Source organism: Roseomonas acroporae (assembly GCF_023223525.1).
In the GTDB taxonomy this organism is placed as follows: Bacteria; Pseudomonadota; Alphaproteobacteria; order Acetobacterales; family Acetobacteraceae; genus Roseomonas_E; species Roseomonas_E acroporae.
The window spans coordinates 49853-63934 of record NZ_JALPRX010000009.1 but is presented as its reverse complement, the minus strand read 5'-3'; the positions used below and the strand labels follow the sequence as shown (position 1 = coordinate 63934).

General features: G+C 73.4%; 12 protein-coding genes. 7 read left to right on the top strand and 5 right to left on the bottom strand.

What is annotated here, in order from left to right; translation table 11 throughout:
• Window positions 1-219: 219 nt before the first annotated feature.
• Window positions 220-2103 (bottom strand): ABCB family ABC transporter ATP-binding protein/permease, encoded by a 1884-nt coding sequence (locus M0638_RS03225; RefSeq protein WP_408902848.1) that lies wholly within the window; start codon window positions 2101-2103, stop codon window positions 220-222.
• A 97-nt stretch (window positions 2104-2200) separates the two neighbouring features.
• Here M0638_RS03225 and M0638_RS03220 point away from each other — a divergent pair, with 97 nt between their 5' ends.
• From M0638_RS03220 to M0638_RS03210, 3 genes are all read left to right on the top strand, one after another.
• Window positions 2201-3085: an NUDIX hydrolase gene (locus tag M0638_RS03220; protein ID WP_248665519.1), complete on the top strand. Its 885-nt coding sequence runs from the start codon at window positions 2201-2203 to the stop codon at window positions 3083-3085.
• 312 nt (window positions 3086-3397) lie between these two features.
• Entirely contained in the window at window positions 3398-4156 is a 759-nt protein-coding gene (locus tag M0638_RS03215) for a 2OG-Fe dioxygenase family protein (RefSeq protein ID WP_248665518.1), read from the top strand.
• Between the two features lie 300 nt (window positions 4157-4456).
• Window positions 4457-6226, top strand: a complete 1770-nt coding sequence (locus M0638_RS03210) for a glycoside hydrolase family 17 protein (RefSeq protein ID WP_248665517.1) — start codon at window positions 4457-4459, stop codon at window positions 6224-6226.
• 349 nt (window positions 6227-6575) lie between these two features.
• Here the strand turns inward: M0638_RS03210 and M0638_RS03205 are convergent, their stop codons facing one another.
• The 4 genes from M0638_RS03205 to M0638_RS03190 all read right to left on the bottom strand — a co-directional run bounded on the left by M0638_RS03205 (window position 6576) and on the right by M0638_RS03190 (window position 9869).
• On the bottom strand, window positions 6576-7340 hold the full coding sequence (locus tag M0638_RS03205) for an amino acid ABC transporter ATP-binding protein (protein ID WP_248665516.1): 765 nt from the start codon (window positions 7338-7340) through the stop codon (window positions 6576-6578).
• Between the two features lie 343 nt (window positions 7341-7683).
• Window positions 7684-8511 (bottom strand): transporter substrate-binding domain-containing protein, encoded by an 828-nt coding sequence (locus M0638_RS03200; RefSeq protein WP_248665515.1) that lies wholly within the window; start codon window positions 8509-8511, stop codon window positions 7684-7686.
• Between the two features lie 19 nt (window positions 8512-8530).
• On the bottom strand, window positions 8531-9181 hold the full coding sequence (locus M0638_RS03195; RefSeq protein WP_248665514.1) for an amino acid ABC transporter permease: 651 nt from the start codon (window positions 9179-9181) through the stop codon (window positions 8531-8533).
• A gap of 16 nt (window positions 9182-9197) precedes the next feature.
• On the bottom strand, window positions 9198-9869 hold the full coding sequence (locus tag M0638_RS03190; protein ID WP_248665513.1) for an amino acid ABC transporter permease: 672 nt from the start codon (window positions 9867-9869) through the stop codon (window positions 9198-9200).
• 384 nt (window positions 9870-10253) lie between these two features.
• Here M0638_RS03190 and M0638_RS03185 point away from each other — a divergent pair, with 384 nt between their 5' ends.
• From M0638_RS03185 to M0638_RS03170, 4 genes are read left to right on the top strand one after another with little or no spacing between them, the layout of a single operon-like run.
• Entirely contained in the window at window positions 10254-11450 is a 1197-nt protein-coding gene (locus tag M0638_RS03185) for a LacI family DNA-binding transcriptional regulator (RefSeq protein WP_248665512.1), read from the top strand.
• Window positions 11447-12496: a sugar kinase gene (locus M0638_RS03180; protein WP_248665511.1), complete on the top strand. Its 1050-nt coding sequence runs from the start codon at window positions 11447-11449 to the stop codon at window positions 12494-12496. The genes M0638_RS03185 and M0638_RS03180 overlap by 4 nt, the downstream gene beginning before the upstream one ends.
• A complete protein-coding gene (gene eda, locus M0638_RS03175) occupies window positions 12493-13134 on the top strand; it encodes a bifunctional 4-hydroxy-2-oxoglutarate aldolase/2-dehydro-3-deoxy-phosphogluconate aldolase (RefSeq protein WP_248665510.1) in 642 nt (213 codons plus the stop codon). Before M0638_RS03180 ends, eda begins: the two co-directional genes overlap by 4 nt.
• On the top strand, window positions 13131-13958 hold the full coding sequence (locus M0638_RS03170) for a 2-keto-4-pentenoate hydratase (RefSeq protein WP_248665509.1): 828 nt from the start codon (window positions 13131-13133) through the stop codon (window positions 13956-13958). Before eda ends, M0638_RS03170 begins: the two co-directional genes overlap by 4 nt.
• The last annotated feature ends 124 nt before the right edge of the window (window positions 13959-14082 follow it).

Genomic DNA, 14082 nt, shown 5'->3' with positions numbered 1-14082 from the left:
CCCCTTTGGAAACCCCGTTCGAAAAGATGGCCCGACAGTGTCAACAATCGAGGCCCGGAACGAATAGAGGTCCAGGAGGGCCTCGCCCTCCTGGCGGATGGGGTCTGGGGAAGGCAGAGCCTTCCCCAGGGGCGGATGGGGTCTGGGAAAGGCAGAGCCTTCCCCAGGAGGCGGATGGGGTTCGGCGAAGGCAGCGCCTTCCCCGAAAAACCGCCCGCGCTACGTCGCCGGTTCCAGGCTGCGCCCGCGCGGCCGATCCAGATCCGCCTCGGCCGCCGCCGCGGCCGCGGCTTCCGCCGCCGCCACCGCCTCGGACTGGCGCCGCCACATCGCGGCGTAGAGCCCGTCCGCCCGCATCAGCGAGGCGTGGTTGCCGCGCTCGGCCACCTTCCCTTCCTGCAGCACGATGATCTCGTCGGCCTCCACCACGGTGGAGAGGCGGTGCGCGATCACCAGCGTGGTGCGGTCGCGGCTGACGGTGCGCAGCGCCGACTGGATCTCCTGCTCGGTGCGGGTATCGAGCGCGCTGGTCGCCTCGTCGAGGATCAGGATGCGCGGGTCCTTCAGGATGGTGCGGGCGATCGCCACGCGCTGCTTCTCGCCGCCCGAGAGCTTCAGGCCGCGCTCGCCCACCATGGTGTCGTAGCCCTGCGGCAGGCGCAGCACGAAGTCGTGCACCTGGGCCAGCCGCGCCGCCTGCTCGATCTCGGCCTGGGTGGCGCCGGGGCGGCCATAGGCGATGTTGTAGCGGATCGTGTCGTTGAACAGCACCGTGTCCTGCGGCACCACGCCGATGGCGGCGCGCAGGCTGTCCTGCTGGACTGCGCGCACATCCTGCCCGTCGATCAGGATGCGGCCCGCCGTCGCGTCGTAGAAGCGGAACAGCAGGCGCGAGATGGTCGATTTTCCGGCGCCTGTCGGGCCGACGATGGCGAGGGTGCGGCCGGGCGGCACGGCGAAGGAGACGCCGTGCAGGATCTCGCGGTCCGGTCGGTAGCCGAAGCGGACATCCTCGAAGCGCACCTCGCCGGGGCCGGCGGCGAGCGGCGGCGCGCCCGGCGCGTCGGCCACCTCGCGCTCCTCGCGCATCAGGCGGAACATCGCCTCCATGTCGACCAGGCTCTGCTTGATCTCGCGGTAGACGAAGCCGAGGAAGTTGAGCGGGATGTAGAGCTGGATCAGGTAGGTGTTGACCAGCACGAAGTCGCCGACGCTCATCCGCCCCGCCACCACGCCGCGCGCGGCCAGCAGCATGATCGCCATCAGCCCGAGCGAGATCACCGCCGCCTGGCCGAAATTCAGCGCGTTCAGCGTCACCTCGGAGCGGATGTAGGCCTTCTCGTAACGGGCGAGGGAGGCGTCGTAGCGCCGCGCCTCGTGCCGCTCGTTGCCGAAGTACTTCACCGTCTCGTAGTTCAGCAGGCTGTCCACCGCCTTGGTGTTCGCCTCCTGGTCGGTCTCGTTCATCGTCCGGCGGAAGCGCAGGCGCCAGTCGGTGAAGAGCAGCGTGAAGGCGATGTAGGAGGCGAGCACGCCGAGCGTCAGCGCCGCGAAGCTGATGTCGAACAGCATCCAGAGCAGCACGACCACGAACAGGATCTCGACCAGGGTCGGGACGATGTTGAACAGCATGTGGTCGAGCACGAAGATGATGCCGCGCGTGCCGCGCTCGATCACGCGGGAGAGGCCGCCCGTCTGCCGGTCGAGGTGGAAGCGCAGCGAGAGCGCATGCAGGTGCTCGAACACGCGCAGCGCGATCTGGCGGGAGGCGCGCGCCTGCACCCGCACGAACACCGCGTCGCGCAGCTCGCCGAGGCCGGCCGCGGTGATGCGCAGCAGCCCGTAGCCGGCCACCAGCGCGATCGGCACCGCGACCAGCGCCGCCGCCCCGGTCTTCGGCGTCAGCGCGTCCACGGCGCGGGCATAGACGATCGGCACCAGCACGTTGGCCACCTTGGCGCCGACCAGGAAGACCAGCGCCAGGGCGGTGCGCAGGCGCAGCGCGGGCTCGCCCTTCGGCCAGAGATAGGGGGCGAGGCTGAGCAGCGGCCGCAGGCTGCCCCGGCGGTCGGGCGAGGAAGGTTCGGGCATGGTGGCTGCCATGTGGGCCGGAAGCGCCATCCCGTCGAGGGCAGGCCGCGGCATGACCGGTATCCACCGGCTGGATGCGGGCCGGGCGGGAATGGTATACACGAGACGCATGTCCGGCCTCGAACGTCACCTCCATGCCTGCAACAACCTGTCGCTGCCGGGCGGGCTGACACGCCTGCGGCTCGGCCGCGACACGATCGGCTGGCTCGGCCCGACCATGCTGGCGGCGCTGGGCGACTGGCCCGACCTGTTCCGCCGCGAGGCCGACGCGCTGGCCGTGACCCCCTCCCAGGCCACCCCGGATGCGGTCTCCGCCGCCCTGGCCGGGGTGGTGACGGCCCTGGCCGGGCGCGGCCTGCTGCGCGACCGGCACGAGCTGTTCGACATCCGCGCGACGCCCGAGGGACCGGTGCTGGGGCAGCTCGACCGCGGCGCCCTGCCCCCTTTCGGGGTGATGTCGCAGGGCGTGCACGTGAACGGCCGGGTCCGTCGGCCGGACGGGCTGCATCTCTGGATGGGCTGGCGGTCGAAGGACAAGGCGATCGCGCCGGGCCAGCTCGACAACCTGGTCGCCGGCGGCATCCCCGCCGGGCTCGGGCCGCTGGAGACGCTGGCCAAGGAGGCCGGGGAGGAGGCCAGCGTGCCGCCGGCGCTGGCCCGGCAGGCGCGGCCGGTCGGGCGGATCTCCTACGTCATGGCGAATGGCGACGGCGCCCGGGTCGGCGGCACGCGGCGCGACGTGCTGCACTGCTACGACCTCGACCTGCCCGAGGATTTCGTCCCCCGCCCCAACGACGACGAGGTGGAACGCTTCGAGCTCTGGCCCGCCGCCCGCGTGCTGGAGGCGGTGCGCGACACGGACACGGTGAAGTTCAACGTCAACCTCGTGCTGATCGACCTGTTCCTGCGCGAGGGCCTGATCGACCCCGACTCCGCGGAAGGCAGGCGGCTGCGCGCCGGGCTCGATGCCGGGGTGGGCCCGGAAGGGGGCTGAAAGCCTTTCCGGGCGACCGGCGGCGGTCCGCTTCCGGCCGGCCTTCCCCGATCCGGCCCCGACCTGGCTCCCGACATGGGTCCCGATGTGGGCCCCGACGTGGCTCCGTGCGATCCGCCGCAGGTGGCCCCTGCGGAGCAGGGCGGCATGCCCCATATTCCGGGGCAGCGTCGCCGGCCGCGTTCCCGCCCGGATTCCCGGCAGGCTTCCCGGCCGCCGTCCTACCGGGGCACGCCCCCGCGCGTCGTGCGTGCCCGCGATGCCATCGGCGCGGTGCCGATGACAGTGTCTCTGCTGATAGGCTCCGCCGCCATGCTCCCCTTCTCCGTCACCGACACCGCCGCCGTCGTCGCCCAGGAAGGCTTCACCCGTCTCTCCGCCCCCGCCCTGCGCGCCGGACTCGCGATCGACGACGCGACCTGGGAGCGGTTCGCCCGCTCCTGGGACGACCTGCCGGTCGACACCTACATGGCCGATGGCGGCCGCTACCGCCGCCGCCGCCACGCCGTGTACCGCGCCGTGCCGGGCCAGGCGGAGCTGGTGCGCCAGCCGCACCAGCCTCACTGGCAGTCGCTGACCCACAATTCGCTCAATGGCGGCATCGAGCGCTGGTTCGCGCCCGTCGCCGAGGCGGTGGCCGAGGGCCCGGCCCTGCCGGCGATGCTGCGCCTTGGCCGCTACCTCGCCGAGCGCCTGCTGCCGCTGACGCCCTGGTTCGTCGAGGTGCACCAGTTCCGCATCCTCGCCGCCGGCGCCGAGGCCGGCCAGCCGACGCCGGAGGGCGTGCACAGCGACGGCGTGGACTACGTGATGATCCAGATGATCGGGCGCCACAACGTGGCCGGCGGCGAGACCGTGGTGCAGGACGCCGCCGGCGCCGAGGTCGCGCGCTTCACCCTGGCCGATCCGGGCGAGGCCGTGTTCCTCGACGACCGCCGCCTGCGCCACGGCACCAGCCCGGTGCTGGCCGCCGACCCGTCGCGGCCCGCCCATCGCGACGTGCTGGTGCTGACCTATCGCCGCGGCCCGCCGCGCGAGACGCAGGACGGAGCGGGCGCCGCCACGGCCTGACGCCCCGGGGGAGGCCGGCGAGCGGGGACCGGGTGCCCGCCGGCCGGCCCGCGCCGATCGCGGCGACGAGGCGGCTGGCCGCCTCGTGGCGGGCCGGCGATCCTGTCGGGCCTGCGCCCTGGCCGGTGCGACGCCGGTGATGTCCGTGCCGCCCGTGGGGCCGCCCGGGAGAGAGCCGCCCATGGGCGCCGCCACCGCCACCCTCGGGCAGCCGCCGTGCTTTCGCCGCAAATCCGCCTCGGCGCGACGCGTCCGCCATGGCAAGAGGGGCACATTCGACTTCAGGTGCCGACAGCCACGATGCGCCCACCCGATCCGTCCACGCCACCCGACCACCCGGGCGTCCGCCCCGCCGTCCCGCCAGGCGCCCATCCCGGCGCCCGGCACGCCCGCCGACCCGCCGGGCCGCTTGCCGTCCTCCTCGCCATCCTGCTCGGCCTCGCATCGACGGCGCTGCTGTGGTGGCTGCCCAACCGGCCGCAGGCGGCCGACGTGCCGATGGTGCAGGAGCGGTTCAACTCCGTCAGCTTCGCGCCCTACCGCGACGGCCAGTCGCCGCTGCGCCGGATCTACCCCACTCCCGAGGAGGTGGATTCCGACCTCGCCCTGGTGGCGCAGCGCGTGCGCGCGGTGCGCACCTACGCCTCGCTGGAAGGCGGCTACGACGTGCCCGCGCTGGCGGAACGGCACGGGCTGCGCGTCTGGCAGGGCGCCTGGCTCGGCAGCGACCGCGCCCGCAACGAGCGCGAGCTCGCCGCCGTGATCGCCTCGGCCAACCGGCACCCGGGGACGGTCGAGCGCGTCATCGTCGGCAACGAGGTGCTGCTGCGCCGCGACCTGCCGGTGGCCGAGCTGACCGCCGCGATCGACCGCGTGCGCGCCGCCGTGCGCCAGCCCGTCACCTATGCCGACGTGTGGGAGTTCTGGGAGCAGTTCCCCGAGGTGGCGCGGCACGTGGACGTGATCACCATCCACATCCTGCCCTACTGGGAGGACCATCCGACCGGCGTCGCCGCCGCCATGGCGCATATCCGCGACGTGTACCGCCGCATGCAGGCGCTGTTCCCCGGCAAGCGGATCGCGATCGGCGAGGTGGGCTGGCCCTCGCGCGGGCGCTGGCGCGAGGACGCGGCGCCTTCGCGCGTCGAGCAGGCGGTGTTCCTGCGCGAGTTCATCCGGCTCGCCGGGCAGGAGGGCTTCGACTACAACCTGATCGAGGCCTTCGACCAGGGCTGGAAGTACAAGTCGGAGGGCACGGTGGGCGCCGCCTGGGGCCTCTGGACCGCCGACCGGCAGCCCACCTTCCCGCTGCGTGGCGGCGTGGTGGAGAACCCGCTCTGGCCCGTCTATGCCGCCGCCGGGGGCGGGATCGGGCTGCTGCTGTTCCTCGCCTCGCTTTGGCTCGGCCCGGCGCCGCCGGCGGAGCGGGCCACGCGTTCGCAGGCGGCGCTGGGGCTGGCCAGCTTCGCGCTCGGCAACGCGCTCGCCTATGCCTGGCTCGGCACGGTGCCCTACGCCTTCGACGAGCACCTCGCCATCTGCGCCGCCTTCAACCTCGCCGGGCAGGCGCTGCTGGCGGCGCTGCTGCTGCGGCGGCTGGCCAAGCTGCTGGCCGGCGGGCCGCTGGCGCCGGCCCGCACCGGGGCGGAGGCGAGCGAGACGGTACGTCGGCTGCTGACAGGCCGGCTGCGCTTCGGCACCTGGCGGCTGTGGGCGCTGGACGACCTGATGTTCGTGTTCACCTGGACCGCCTGCGTGCTGCAATTGCTGCTGCTGTTCGACCCGCGCTACCGCGACTTCCCCTTCCCCACCTTCGCCGTGCCGTTGGTGGCGGTGCTGCTGCGCGCCGCGCTGCGCGACCTGCCGCGGGGCGGCGGCGGGCGCGAGGAATGGGCGGTGGGCGGCGTGCTGGTGCTGGCGGCGCTGGGCAGCGCGGTGCGGGAGGGTCCGCACAACCTGCAGGCCATGCTCTGGACCGCCTGCGCGCTGGTGCTCGCGGCCCCGCCGCTTCTGCGATGCCGCCGCACCGCTCCGGTGCGGCAGAAGGTCGCGGCGCCGGAAGGTGCCTGAAGGCCGCCTTCGGACGGACGGCCCGGGAAGCCGACGTGCAACGGCACCGACCCGGCGGCCGGGCGCCATGTAGGGGGGAGGCAGCGCCCGGCCAGCCACGGCCATGGTCGGGGGGGAAACGGCGCGTGGCCTGGTTTTTCTACCTATGCGAGAATGAAGACGCAAGAGGAAGCGCAATAAGTATCTTTTTTGACATCGCTGGGCGCCCGCCCGGTGCCGACGGGACTGTCCCGCCTATTGGGACGACGCCGCGGCCGGAACGGCCCCGGCCTCCCGATTCGACGCACCTTCCGAGCCGCCGAGCAAGCGCTCCGCGTGACGATGCGCCACGGGGCGCCGACGGGGCGGGTCAGTGCGGCAGGATCTGTCCGAGGAAGGCGCGGGTGCGCTCGGAGGCGGGGCGGTCGAAGAACACGTCCGGCGTCTCCGCCTCCACGATCTCGCCGCGGTCCATGAAGATCACCCGGTCGGCCACCTTGCGGGCGAAGCCCATCTCATGCGTCACGCAGAGCATGGTCATGCCGCTCTCGGCCAGCTCGACCATCACGTCGAGCACCTCCTTGACCATCTCCGGGTCGAGCGCCGAGGTCGGCTCGTCGAACAGCATGATGCGCGGGTTCATGCAGAGCGAGCGCGCGATGGCGACGCGCTGCTGCTGGCCGCCGGAAAGCTGGCCCGGATACTTGCCGGCCTGCTCGGGGATGTGGACGCGCTCCAGGTAGAGGCGGGCCGTGCGCTCGGCCTCGGCGCGCGCGGTGCCACGCACCTTCATCGGCGCCAGGATGCAGTTCTCCAGCACGGTGAGGTGCGGGAACAGGTTGAAGCTCTGGAACACCATGCCGACCTCGCGCCGCACCTTGTCGATGTCGCGCATGCCGTGACGCAGCTCGATGCCGTCCACCACGATGCGGCCCTCGTTGTGCTCCTCCAGCCGGTTCAGGCAGCGGATCAGCGTGGACTTGCCCGAACCCGAGGGGCCACAGATGACGATGCGCTCGCCGCGGCGGACATCGAGGTTGACGTCCTTCAACACCTTGAAGTCGCCGTACCACTTGCCGACGCCGGCCATGGTGACGACCACGTCGCCGAGCGTGTGGGGCTGGGATGCGGACATGCGCTCTGCTCCGGGCTGTGCTTGCTGTATGGGGCATCGGGGCGCTGCCCCGGACCCAGGCAGGGGAGGGCGCTGCCCTCCCCTGCACCCCTCCCACCAAAGGGCGAAGCCCCTTTGGAAACCCCGTTCGGGAAAGACGGCCCGACGGCTGCAACGACCGGGGCCCGAACGAAGAGAGGTCCAGGAGGGCCCCGCCCTCCTGGCGGGTGGATACCCAAGGAGGGCGGCGCCCTCCTTGGCGGATGGGGTCCGGGGAAGGCAGCGCCTTCCCCGGTAGGCGGATAGGGTCCGGGGAAGGCAGCACCTTCCCCGGCAGGCGGACGGGGTGCGGAAGGCCCCTGCCCTAGATCGCCGGCATCTCGGGCAGCGGCGGCATCTCGGCGCCGAACCAGCGCTTGTAGATGGCGGCGAGCTCGCCGTTCTCGACGATCTTCGCGAGGAACGTGTTGGTCCAGTCGCGCAGCTCGGTGTCGGCCTTGCGGAACGCCATGCCGTTGGCCTGCCGGCGCAGCGTGATCTTGGGCTCGAGCTGGAGCTGCGGCTGGGTGCGGGCGAGCTGGGCCTGCACCACGTTGTTGGCGCCGAGCACCTGCACCTGGCCGGAGATGATCGACTGCACGGCGGTGGCGTCGTCATCGAAGCGCATGATGCGGGCCTCGCGCGGGGCCATGGCGGTGATCGCCGTGTCCTGCGTGCTGGCGCGCGCCACGCCGATGCGCACGCCCTTCAGGTCCTCCGGGCCGCGGATGTTCATCGACTTCGGGGCGAGCAGCACGATGTCGAGGGCGCTGTAGGGGTTGGAGAACAGCACCTGCCGGGCGCGCTCGGCGGTGATGCCGAAGGTGGCGATCAGCACGTCCACCTTGTTGGTCAGCAGGTAGGGGATGCGGTTCGGGCCGGTGACCGGGACGATCTCCAGCTCCACGCCGAGGTCGCGCGCCATCAGCTTCGCGACGTCCGGGTCGTAGCCGACGATCTGCTGGCTGCTGTCGGTGCCGCCGAAGGGCGGCAGGTCGGCGAGGACGCCGACCATCAGCTTGCGCCTGGCCTTGATCTCGGCCGTGGTGGCGGCGGCGGCCGGGCGCGCGTTGCCGCCGAGCAGCGCGGCGGCGGCGCCGAGGCCGAGCAGGCCGCCGAGGCCGCGCCGGCCGAGGCTGTGGTGGTGGTCCATGGCTCGTCTCCCCTTGCTGCTACCGGCTCGCCACCAGCAGCCGCTGCTCCATGCGGCGGCTGTAGAGGGAGAGCGGCCAGCAGATGATGAAGTAGATCAGCGCCACCAGGCCGAACACGGTGAAGGGCTGGAAGGTGGCGTTGTTGACGATCTGCGCCGCGCGCGTCAGCTCCACAAAGCCGATGATCGAGGCGAGCGAGGTGGCCTTGATGAGCTGCACCAGGAAGCCGACCGTGGGCGGGACGGCGATGCGCACCGCCTGCGGCAGGACGACGTAGCGCATCTGCGCGGCGTAGCGCAGGCCGAGCGCGGTGGAGGCCTCCCACTGGCCGCGCGGCACCACCTCGATCGCGCCGCGCCAGATCTCGCCGAGGAAGGCGGCGGCGTGCAGCGAGAGGCCGATGGCGGCGGCGGCCCAGGGATCGACGTCGAAGCCGAGGATGCCGGGCACGAAGAAGGCGAGGAAGAGCTGCATCAGCAGCGGCGTGCCCTGGAACAGCGTGATGAAGCCGGCCGCGAGCCAGCGCAGCACGCGGATGCGCCCGGTGCGGCAGAGCGCCACGGCGAGGCCGCCGAGCGAGCCGCCGACGAAGGCGACGAACGAGAGCAGCAGAGTCCAGCGCACCGCGCCGATCAGGAAGAGCGTGTCGCCCCAGCCGAAGTCGCGCATGGTCCCCTCCCCTCCCTCAGCGACGTGCCGGCTGGCGCAGCAGGGTGCGCTCGATCACGCGGAACAGGCCCCAGAACAGCAGCGACAGGGCGAAGTAGATGACGGTGACGACGAAGTAGACCTCGAAGGAGCGGAAGGTGCGCGACTGGATGTCGTTGGCCGCCGCCGTCAGCTCGCTCGCCGCGATCGCCGAGCAGACGCTGGTGTTGAGCATCAGCAGGATGAACTGGCTGGTCAGCGCCGGGTAGATCGCCTGGATGGCGGGCTTGAGCACGACGTAGCGGAAGATCTGCAGCGGCGTCAGGCCGAGCGACTTGCCGGCCTCGATCTGGCCCTTGCCGATGCTCTCGATGCCGGCGCGCATGATCTCGGTGGCGTAGGCGCCGACGTTGATGACGAGGGCGAGCAGCGCCGCCTGGTCCGCCTCCAGCCGGATGCCGAGCGAGGGCAGGCCGAAGAACACGACGAAGATCTGGATCAGGAAGGGCGTGTTGCGGATCACCTCGATGTAGGCGTCGATCAGCACGCGCAGCCAGCGGGGGCCGGAGGTCTTGCCGAAGGCGCCGAGGATGGCGACCACGAGGCCGATCAGCATGGCGAGCGCCGAGAGCCAGAGCGTGTTCAGCGCGCCGTGGAGCAGCTCGTCCCAAGCGCCGAGGACGTCGCCGAATTCGAACTCGTAGCTCATGCGGCGCGGCCCGCGCGGCGGCGTCCTGGCGCCCGTTCCGGCCCCGATTCCGGCATGGCCCGTTTCGGCATGGCGTTCGCCGCTCCCGATCCGTTTCCCCGTGCGGCCGCCGGTAGCCCCGCGTGCCGGGCGCCCCGCCCGACGGGGCGCCGGGCATCGGGGTATATTGGACCGATCCAAATTGCAAGCGGCTTTATGGCCGCCCATGGCGCGGCGCGGCACCGTCGCGACGGCAGGCGAAATCCACTATGTTGCGATGCGACAAGGCGTCTCGGCGAATGCGTCGTCGCTTCGCACCCTTGCCTTCATCGGCAAGGTCGGTTTAGATCGGTCCAACACATGGCGCTGGGCGAGCGTCCGGCGCGCGACGGAGGACACGGACAGGTGGCGAGTGGCGGCCGCAACCCCAGCCCGCGACGCAAGGCGGAAGGCCGGGATGCCGCCGCGGCGGCGATGCCGCCCGCCTCGCGCGTCACGCTGAACCACGTCGCCGAGGCCGCCGGCGTCTCGCGCGCCACCGCCTCGCTGGTGCTGCGCGGCAGCAGCCTCGTCGCGGAAACGACGCGCGCCCGGGTGCAGGAAGCCGTCTCGGCCCTCGGCTACGTCTACAACCGCGGCGCCGCGATGCTGCGGGCGCGGCGCAGCCACACCATCGGCCTGCTCGTCACCGACCTCACCAACCCGTTCTTCGCCGAGCTGGCCATGGGCGTGCAGGAGACGCTGGACGCGGCCGGCAGCGTCGCCTTCCTCGCCAGCACCGGCGAGGATGCGGCACGCCAGGAACGCTTCCTGCGACGCATGCGCGAGCAGAACGTGGACGGCGTGGTGCTCTGCCCCGCCACCGGCACGCCGCCGGCGCTGGTCGCGCGGCTGCGCGAGGAATGGCGGCTGCCCTGCGTGCAGGCGCTGCGCCATGTGGGCGTCGCCGACGGCGCCCATGCCAATGCCCCCGCCGGCGCCCTCCCGGGCGGCGACTATGCCGGCGCCGACTACGAGCGCGGCATCGACCAGGCGACGGAGCACCTGATCCGGCTCGGCCACCGGCGCATCGCCATGATCGGCGGCGCGCTGCGGCACTCGGCGACGCGCGAGCGCCATGCCGGCTTCCTCGCCGCGCTGCGCCGGCACGGCCTGCCCGGCGACCTGGTGCTGCGCGTGCCGCTGACCCGGCGCGACGGCGCCGAGGCGGTGGCGGCGCTGCTCGATCGTGCCGACGCGCCGACGGCGGCGGTGTGCTTCAACGACATCGTGGCCTTCGGCGCCATGCTGGGGCTGGAGTCGCGCGGGCTGCGGGCGGGCGAGGGCTTCGCGGTGATCGGCGTGGACGACGTGCCCGAGGCGCCGCTGAGCCGGCCGCCGCTGACCACCGTCGCGACGCATCCGCGCGAGGTGGGCGAGGTGGCGGCACGGCTGCTTCTGCGGCGGATCGACGACCCGGCCCGGCCGCGCGAGAGTGTGGTGCTGCCGACCCATCTCGTGATCCGCGGCTCCTGCGGCGCCCCACCCGGTGGCGCGCCCAGTGGCGCGCCCGGTCGCGACGGCACGTTGGGCGCCGCGCTGGAGGATGCCGAGCCGAGATGAGCGACCCCGACGTGAAGGAACCGGCGCCCCGCCGCGTCGCCTGCCTCGGCGAGTGCATGATGGAGCTGCGCGAGCGGCCGGACGGGCTGCTCTCGCGCGGCTTCGGCGGCGACACGCTGAACACGGCGCTCTATCTCGCGCGGCTCGGCGCCCCGGTGGAATACGTGACGGCGCTGGGAGACGACCCGTTCAGCGCGGCGATGCTGGCGGCGTGGCGGGAGGAGGGCATCGGCACGGACCACGTGCTGCGCGTGCCCGGCCGGCTGCCGGGGCTCTACCTGATCCAGACCGACCCGGCCGGCGAGCGGCGCTTCTCCTACTGGCGCGACAGCGCCCCGGCGCGGCAGCTCTTCGCCCTGCCGGAGACGCCGGTGGTGGAGCGGGCGCTGGCCGGGGCGGCGGTGGCCTACCTCTCCGGCATCACCCTCTCGCTCTACGACGAGGCCGGGCGCGAACGCCTGTTCGCGACGCTGGCAACGACGCGCGCACGGGGCGGCCGGGTGGTGTTCGACACCAATTTCCGCCCGCGCGGCTGGCCGGACCCCGCCGTGGCGCGCGCCGTGTACGACCGCATGATCCGTCTGGCCGACACGGTGCTGGCCGGCGTCGAGGACAACCTGCTGCTGCACGGCGATGACGGCCCGGCGCCGCTGGCGGCGCGGCTGCGCGCGGCCGGGGTGGCGGAGGCGGTGGTGAAGCTGGCCGAGCCCGGCTGCCTCGTCCTCGACGGCGATCGCGCGGTGCCGGTGCCGACCGCGCCGGACCCGAGCCCGGTGGACACCACCGCCGCCGGCGACAGCTTCGCCGCCGGCTACCTCGCGGCGCGGCTGCGTGGCGAGCCGCCCGAGGCGGCGGCACGCGCCGGGCACGCGCTGGCCGGGGTGGTGGTGCGGCATCCCGGTGCCATCATTCCCCGCGCGGCGATGCCGGACCTGTTCGGCCCCCGCACGGCGGCGCCACATCCGTCCGACCCGGGCGCGGCCATGCCGCACGAGATGCCGCCCCACTCCCGAACCGCGACCCCGCTTCCCCCGGAGGCCCCATGACCGAGACCGCCCCCTCCGTCACCGAGATGCTGCGCAGGGCGCGGCTGGTGCCGGTGCTCACCATCCCGAGCGTCGAGGTCGCCGTGCCGCTGGCGCGCGCCCTGGTCGCCGGCGGCGTACGCATGCTGGAGGTGACGCTGCGCACCCCGGCCGGCGCCGACGCCGCCGCCGCCATCGCGCGCGAGGTGCCGGAGGCGCTGGTCGGCCTCGGCACGGTGCTGACGCGGGAGGACGTGGCGCTGGTGAGGAAGCTCGGCCTGCGCTTCGCCTTCAGCCCGGGCGCCACGCCCGCGCTGCTGGACGCGGCGCTGGATGCCCGCATCGCCTTCGTCCCCGGCGTCGGCACCGCCTCGGAGCTGATGCTGGCGATGTCGCGCGGCTTCGCCACGGTGAAGCTGTTCCCGGCGAAGCAGACGGGCGGCATCGGCATGCTGCGCGCCCTCGGCGGCCCCTTCCCCGAGGCGCGCTTCTGCCCCACCGGCGGCATCGCCGAGGGCGAGGTGAAGGACTACCTGGCCGAGCCCAACGTGGTCGCCGTCGGCGGCTCCTGGCTCGCCCCCTCGGCCGAGGTGAAGGCCGGCAACTGGGCCGCGATCACCGAGCGCGCCCGCAACGCGATGGCGAGGCTCGACGCATGACCGGCAACGCCGAACACGCCTCCCCGGCGCGGGCCGAAGGCGCCTCCCCGGCGCGGCCCGAAGGCGCCTCCCCGGCGCGGGCCGAACGCGCCGCCGCGGCGCTGCTGGAGGCGCGCGCCACGCGCCGCTTCCTGCCCGCCCTGCCCGAAGGGACGGCGCCACGCAGCGAGGCGGAGGCCTACGCCATCCAGGACCTGGTCGCCGCGCGCCTCGGCCCGGTCGCCGGCTGGAAGGTCGGCGCGCAGACGCCGGCGAGCGAGCCCTTCGCCTCGCCGCTGCACGCGGCCACCATCCGCCTCGACGACACGCCCTGGGCGGCCGACCGCTTCCAGGTGGTGGGGGTGGAGGCGGAGATCGCCTACCTGCTCGGCCGCGACCTGCCGCCGCGCGAGGCGCCCTACACCGACGCGGAGGTGCTCGACGCCGTCGCCAGCCTGCACCCGGCGATCGAGATCGCCGATACGCGCCACGAGGGCTGGGGCCGGGCGGACCGGCTCAGCCACCTCGCCGACCAGGGCGGGCACGGGGCGCTGATCCTCGGCCCCGCCGTCGAGGACTGGCGGCGCATCGTGCCGGTGGCGCAGCCGGTGCGGGTGACGGTGAACGGGGTGGTCATCCACGAGGGCGTGGGCGGCAATTCGGCCGGCGACCCGGTGCGCATGTTGCGCTGGCTCGCCGATGGCGGCGCCGCGCGGCTCGGCGGGCTGCGCCGGGGGCAGGTGGTTACCACGGGCTCGATGAGCGGCTGCATCCTGTCGGCGGTGCCGGCGCGGATACGCGCGGAATTCGCGGGGATGGGGGCGGTGGAGACCTCGGTGGCGTGAACCGGGACCGGGGGCGCTGCCCCCGGGACCCCCGTTGGGGCGCCGCCCCACACCCCGCCAGGGGGCGAAGCCCCCCTGGAACACCCCGTTTCATTTCATTGACCCGCCGCCCGACCCCGCAAGG

Excerpts from the sequence above, each read along its gene's own strand:
- M0638_RS03220 (WP_248665519.1), top strand. The coding sequence starts at position 2,201 with ATGTCCGGCCTCGAACGTCACCTCCATGCCTGCAACAACCTGTCGCTG.
- M0638_RS03170 (WP_248665509.1), top strand. The coding sequence starts at position 13,131 with ATGACCGGCAACGCCGAACACGCCTCCCCGGCGCGGGCCGAAGGCGCC.
- M0638_RS03205 (WP_248665516.1), bottom strand. The coding sequence starts at position 7,340 with ATGTCCGCATCCCAGCCCCACACGCTCGGCGACGTGGTCGTCACCATG.
- M0638_RS03195 (WP_248665514.1), bottom strand. The coding sequence starts at position 9,181 with ATGCGCGACTTCGGCTGGGGCGACACGCTCTTCCTGATCGGCGCGGTG.
- M0638_RS03225 (WP_408902848.1), bottom strand. The coding sequence starts at position 2,103 with ATGGCAGCCACCATGCCCGAACCTTCCTCGCCCGACCGCCGGGGCAGC.
- M0638_RS03190 (WP_248665513.1), bottom strand. The coding sequence starts at position 9,869 with ATGAGCTACGAGTTCGAATTCGGCGACGTCCTCGGCGCTTGGGACGAG.
- eda (WP_248665510.1), top strand. The coding sequence starts at position 12,493 with ATGACCGAGACCGCCCCCTCCGTCACCGAGATGCTGCGCAGGGCGCGG.
- M0638_RS03200 (WP_248665515.1), bottom strand. The coding sequence starts at position 8,511 with ATGGACCACCACCACAGCCTCGGCCGGCGCGGCCTCGGCGGCCTGCTC.
- M0638_RS03180 (WP_248665511.1), top strand. The coding sequence starts at position 11,447 with ATGAGCGACCCCGACGTGAAGGAACCGGCGCCCCGCCGCGTCGCCTGC.
- M0638_RS03210 (WP_248665517.1), top strand. The coding sequence starts at position 4,457 with ATGCGCCCACCCGATCCGTCCACGCCACCCGACCACCCGGGCGTCCGC.
- M0638_RS03215 (WP_248665518.1), top strand. The coding sequence starts at position 3,398 with ATGCTCCCCTTCTCCGTCACCGACACCGCCGCCGTCGTCGCCCAGGAA.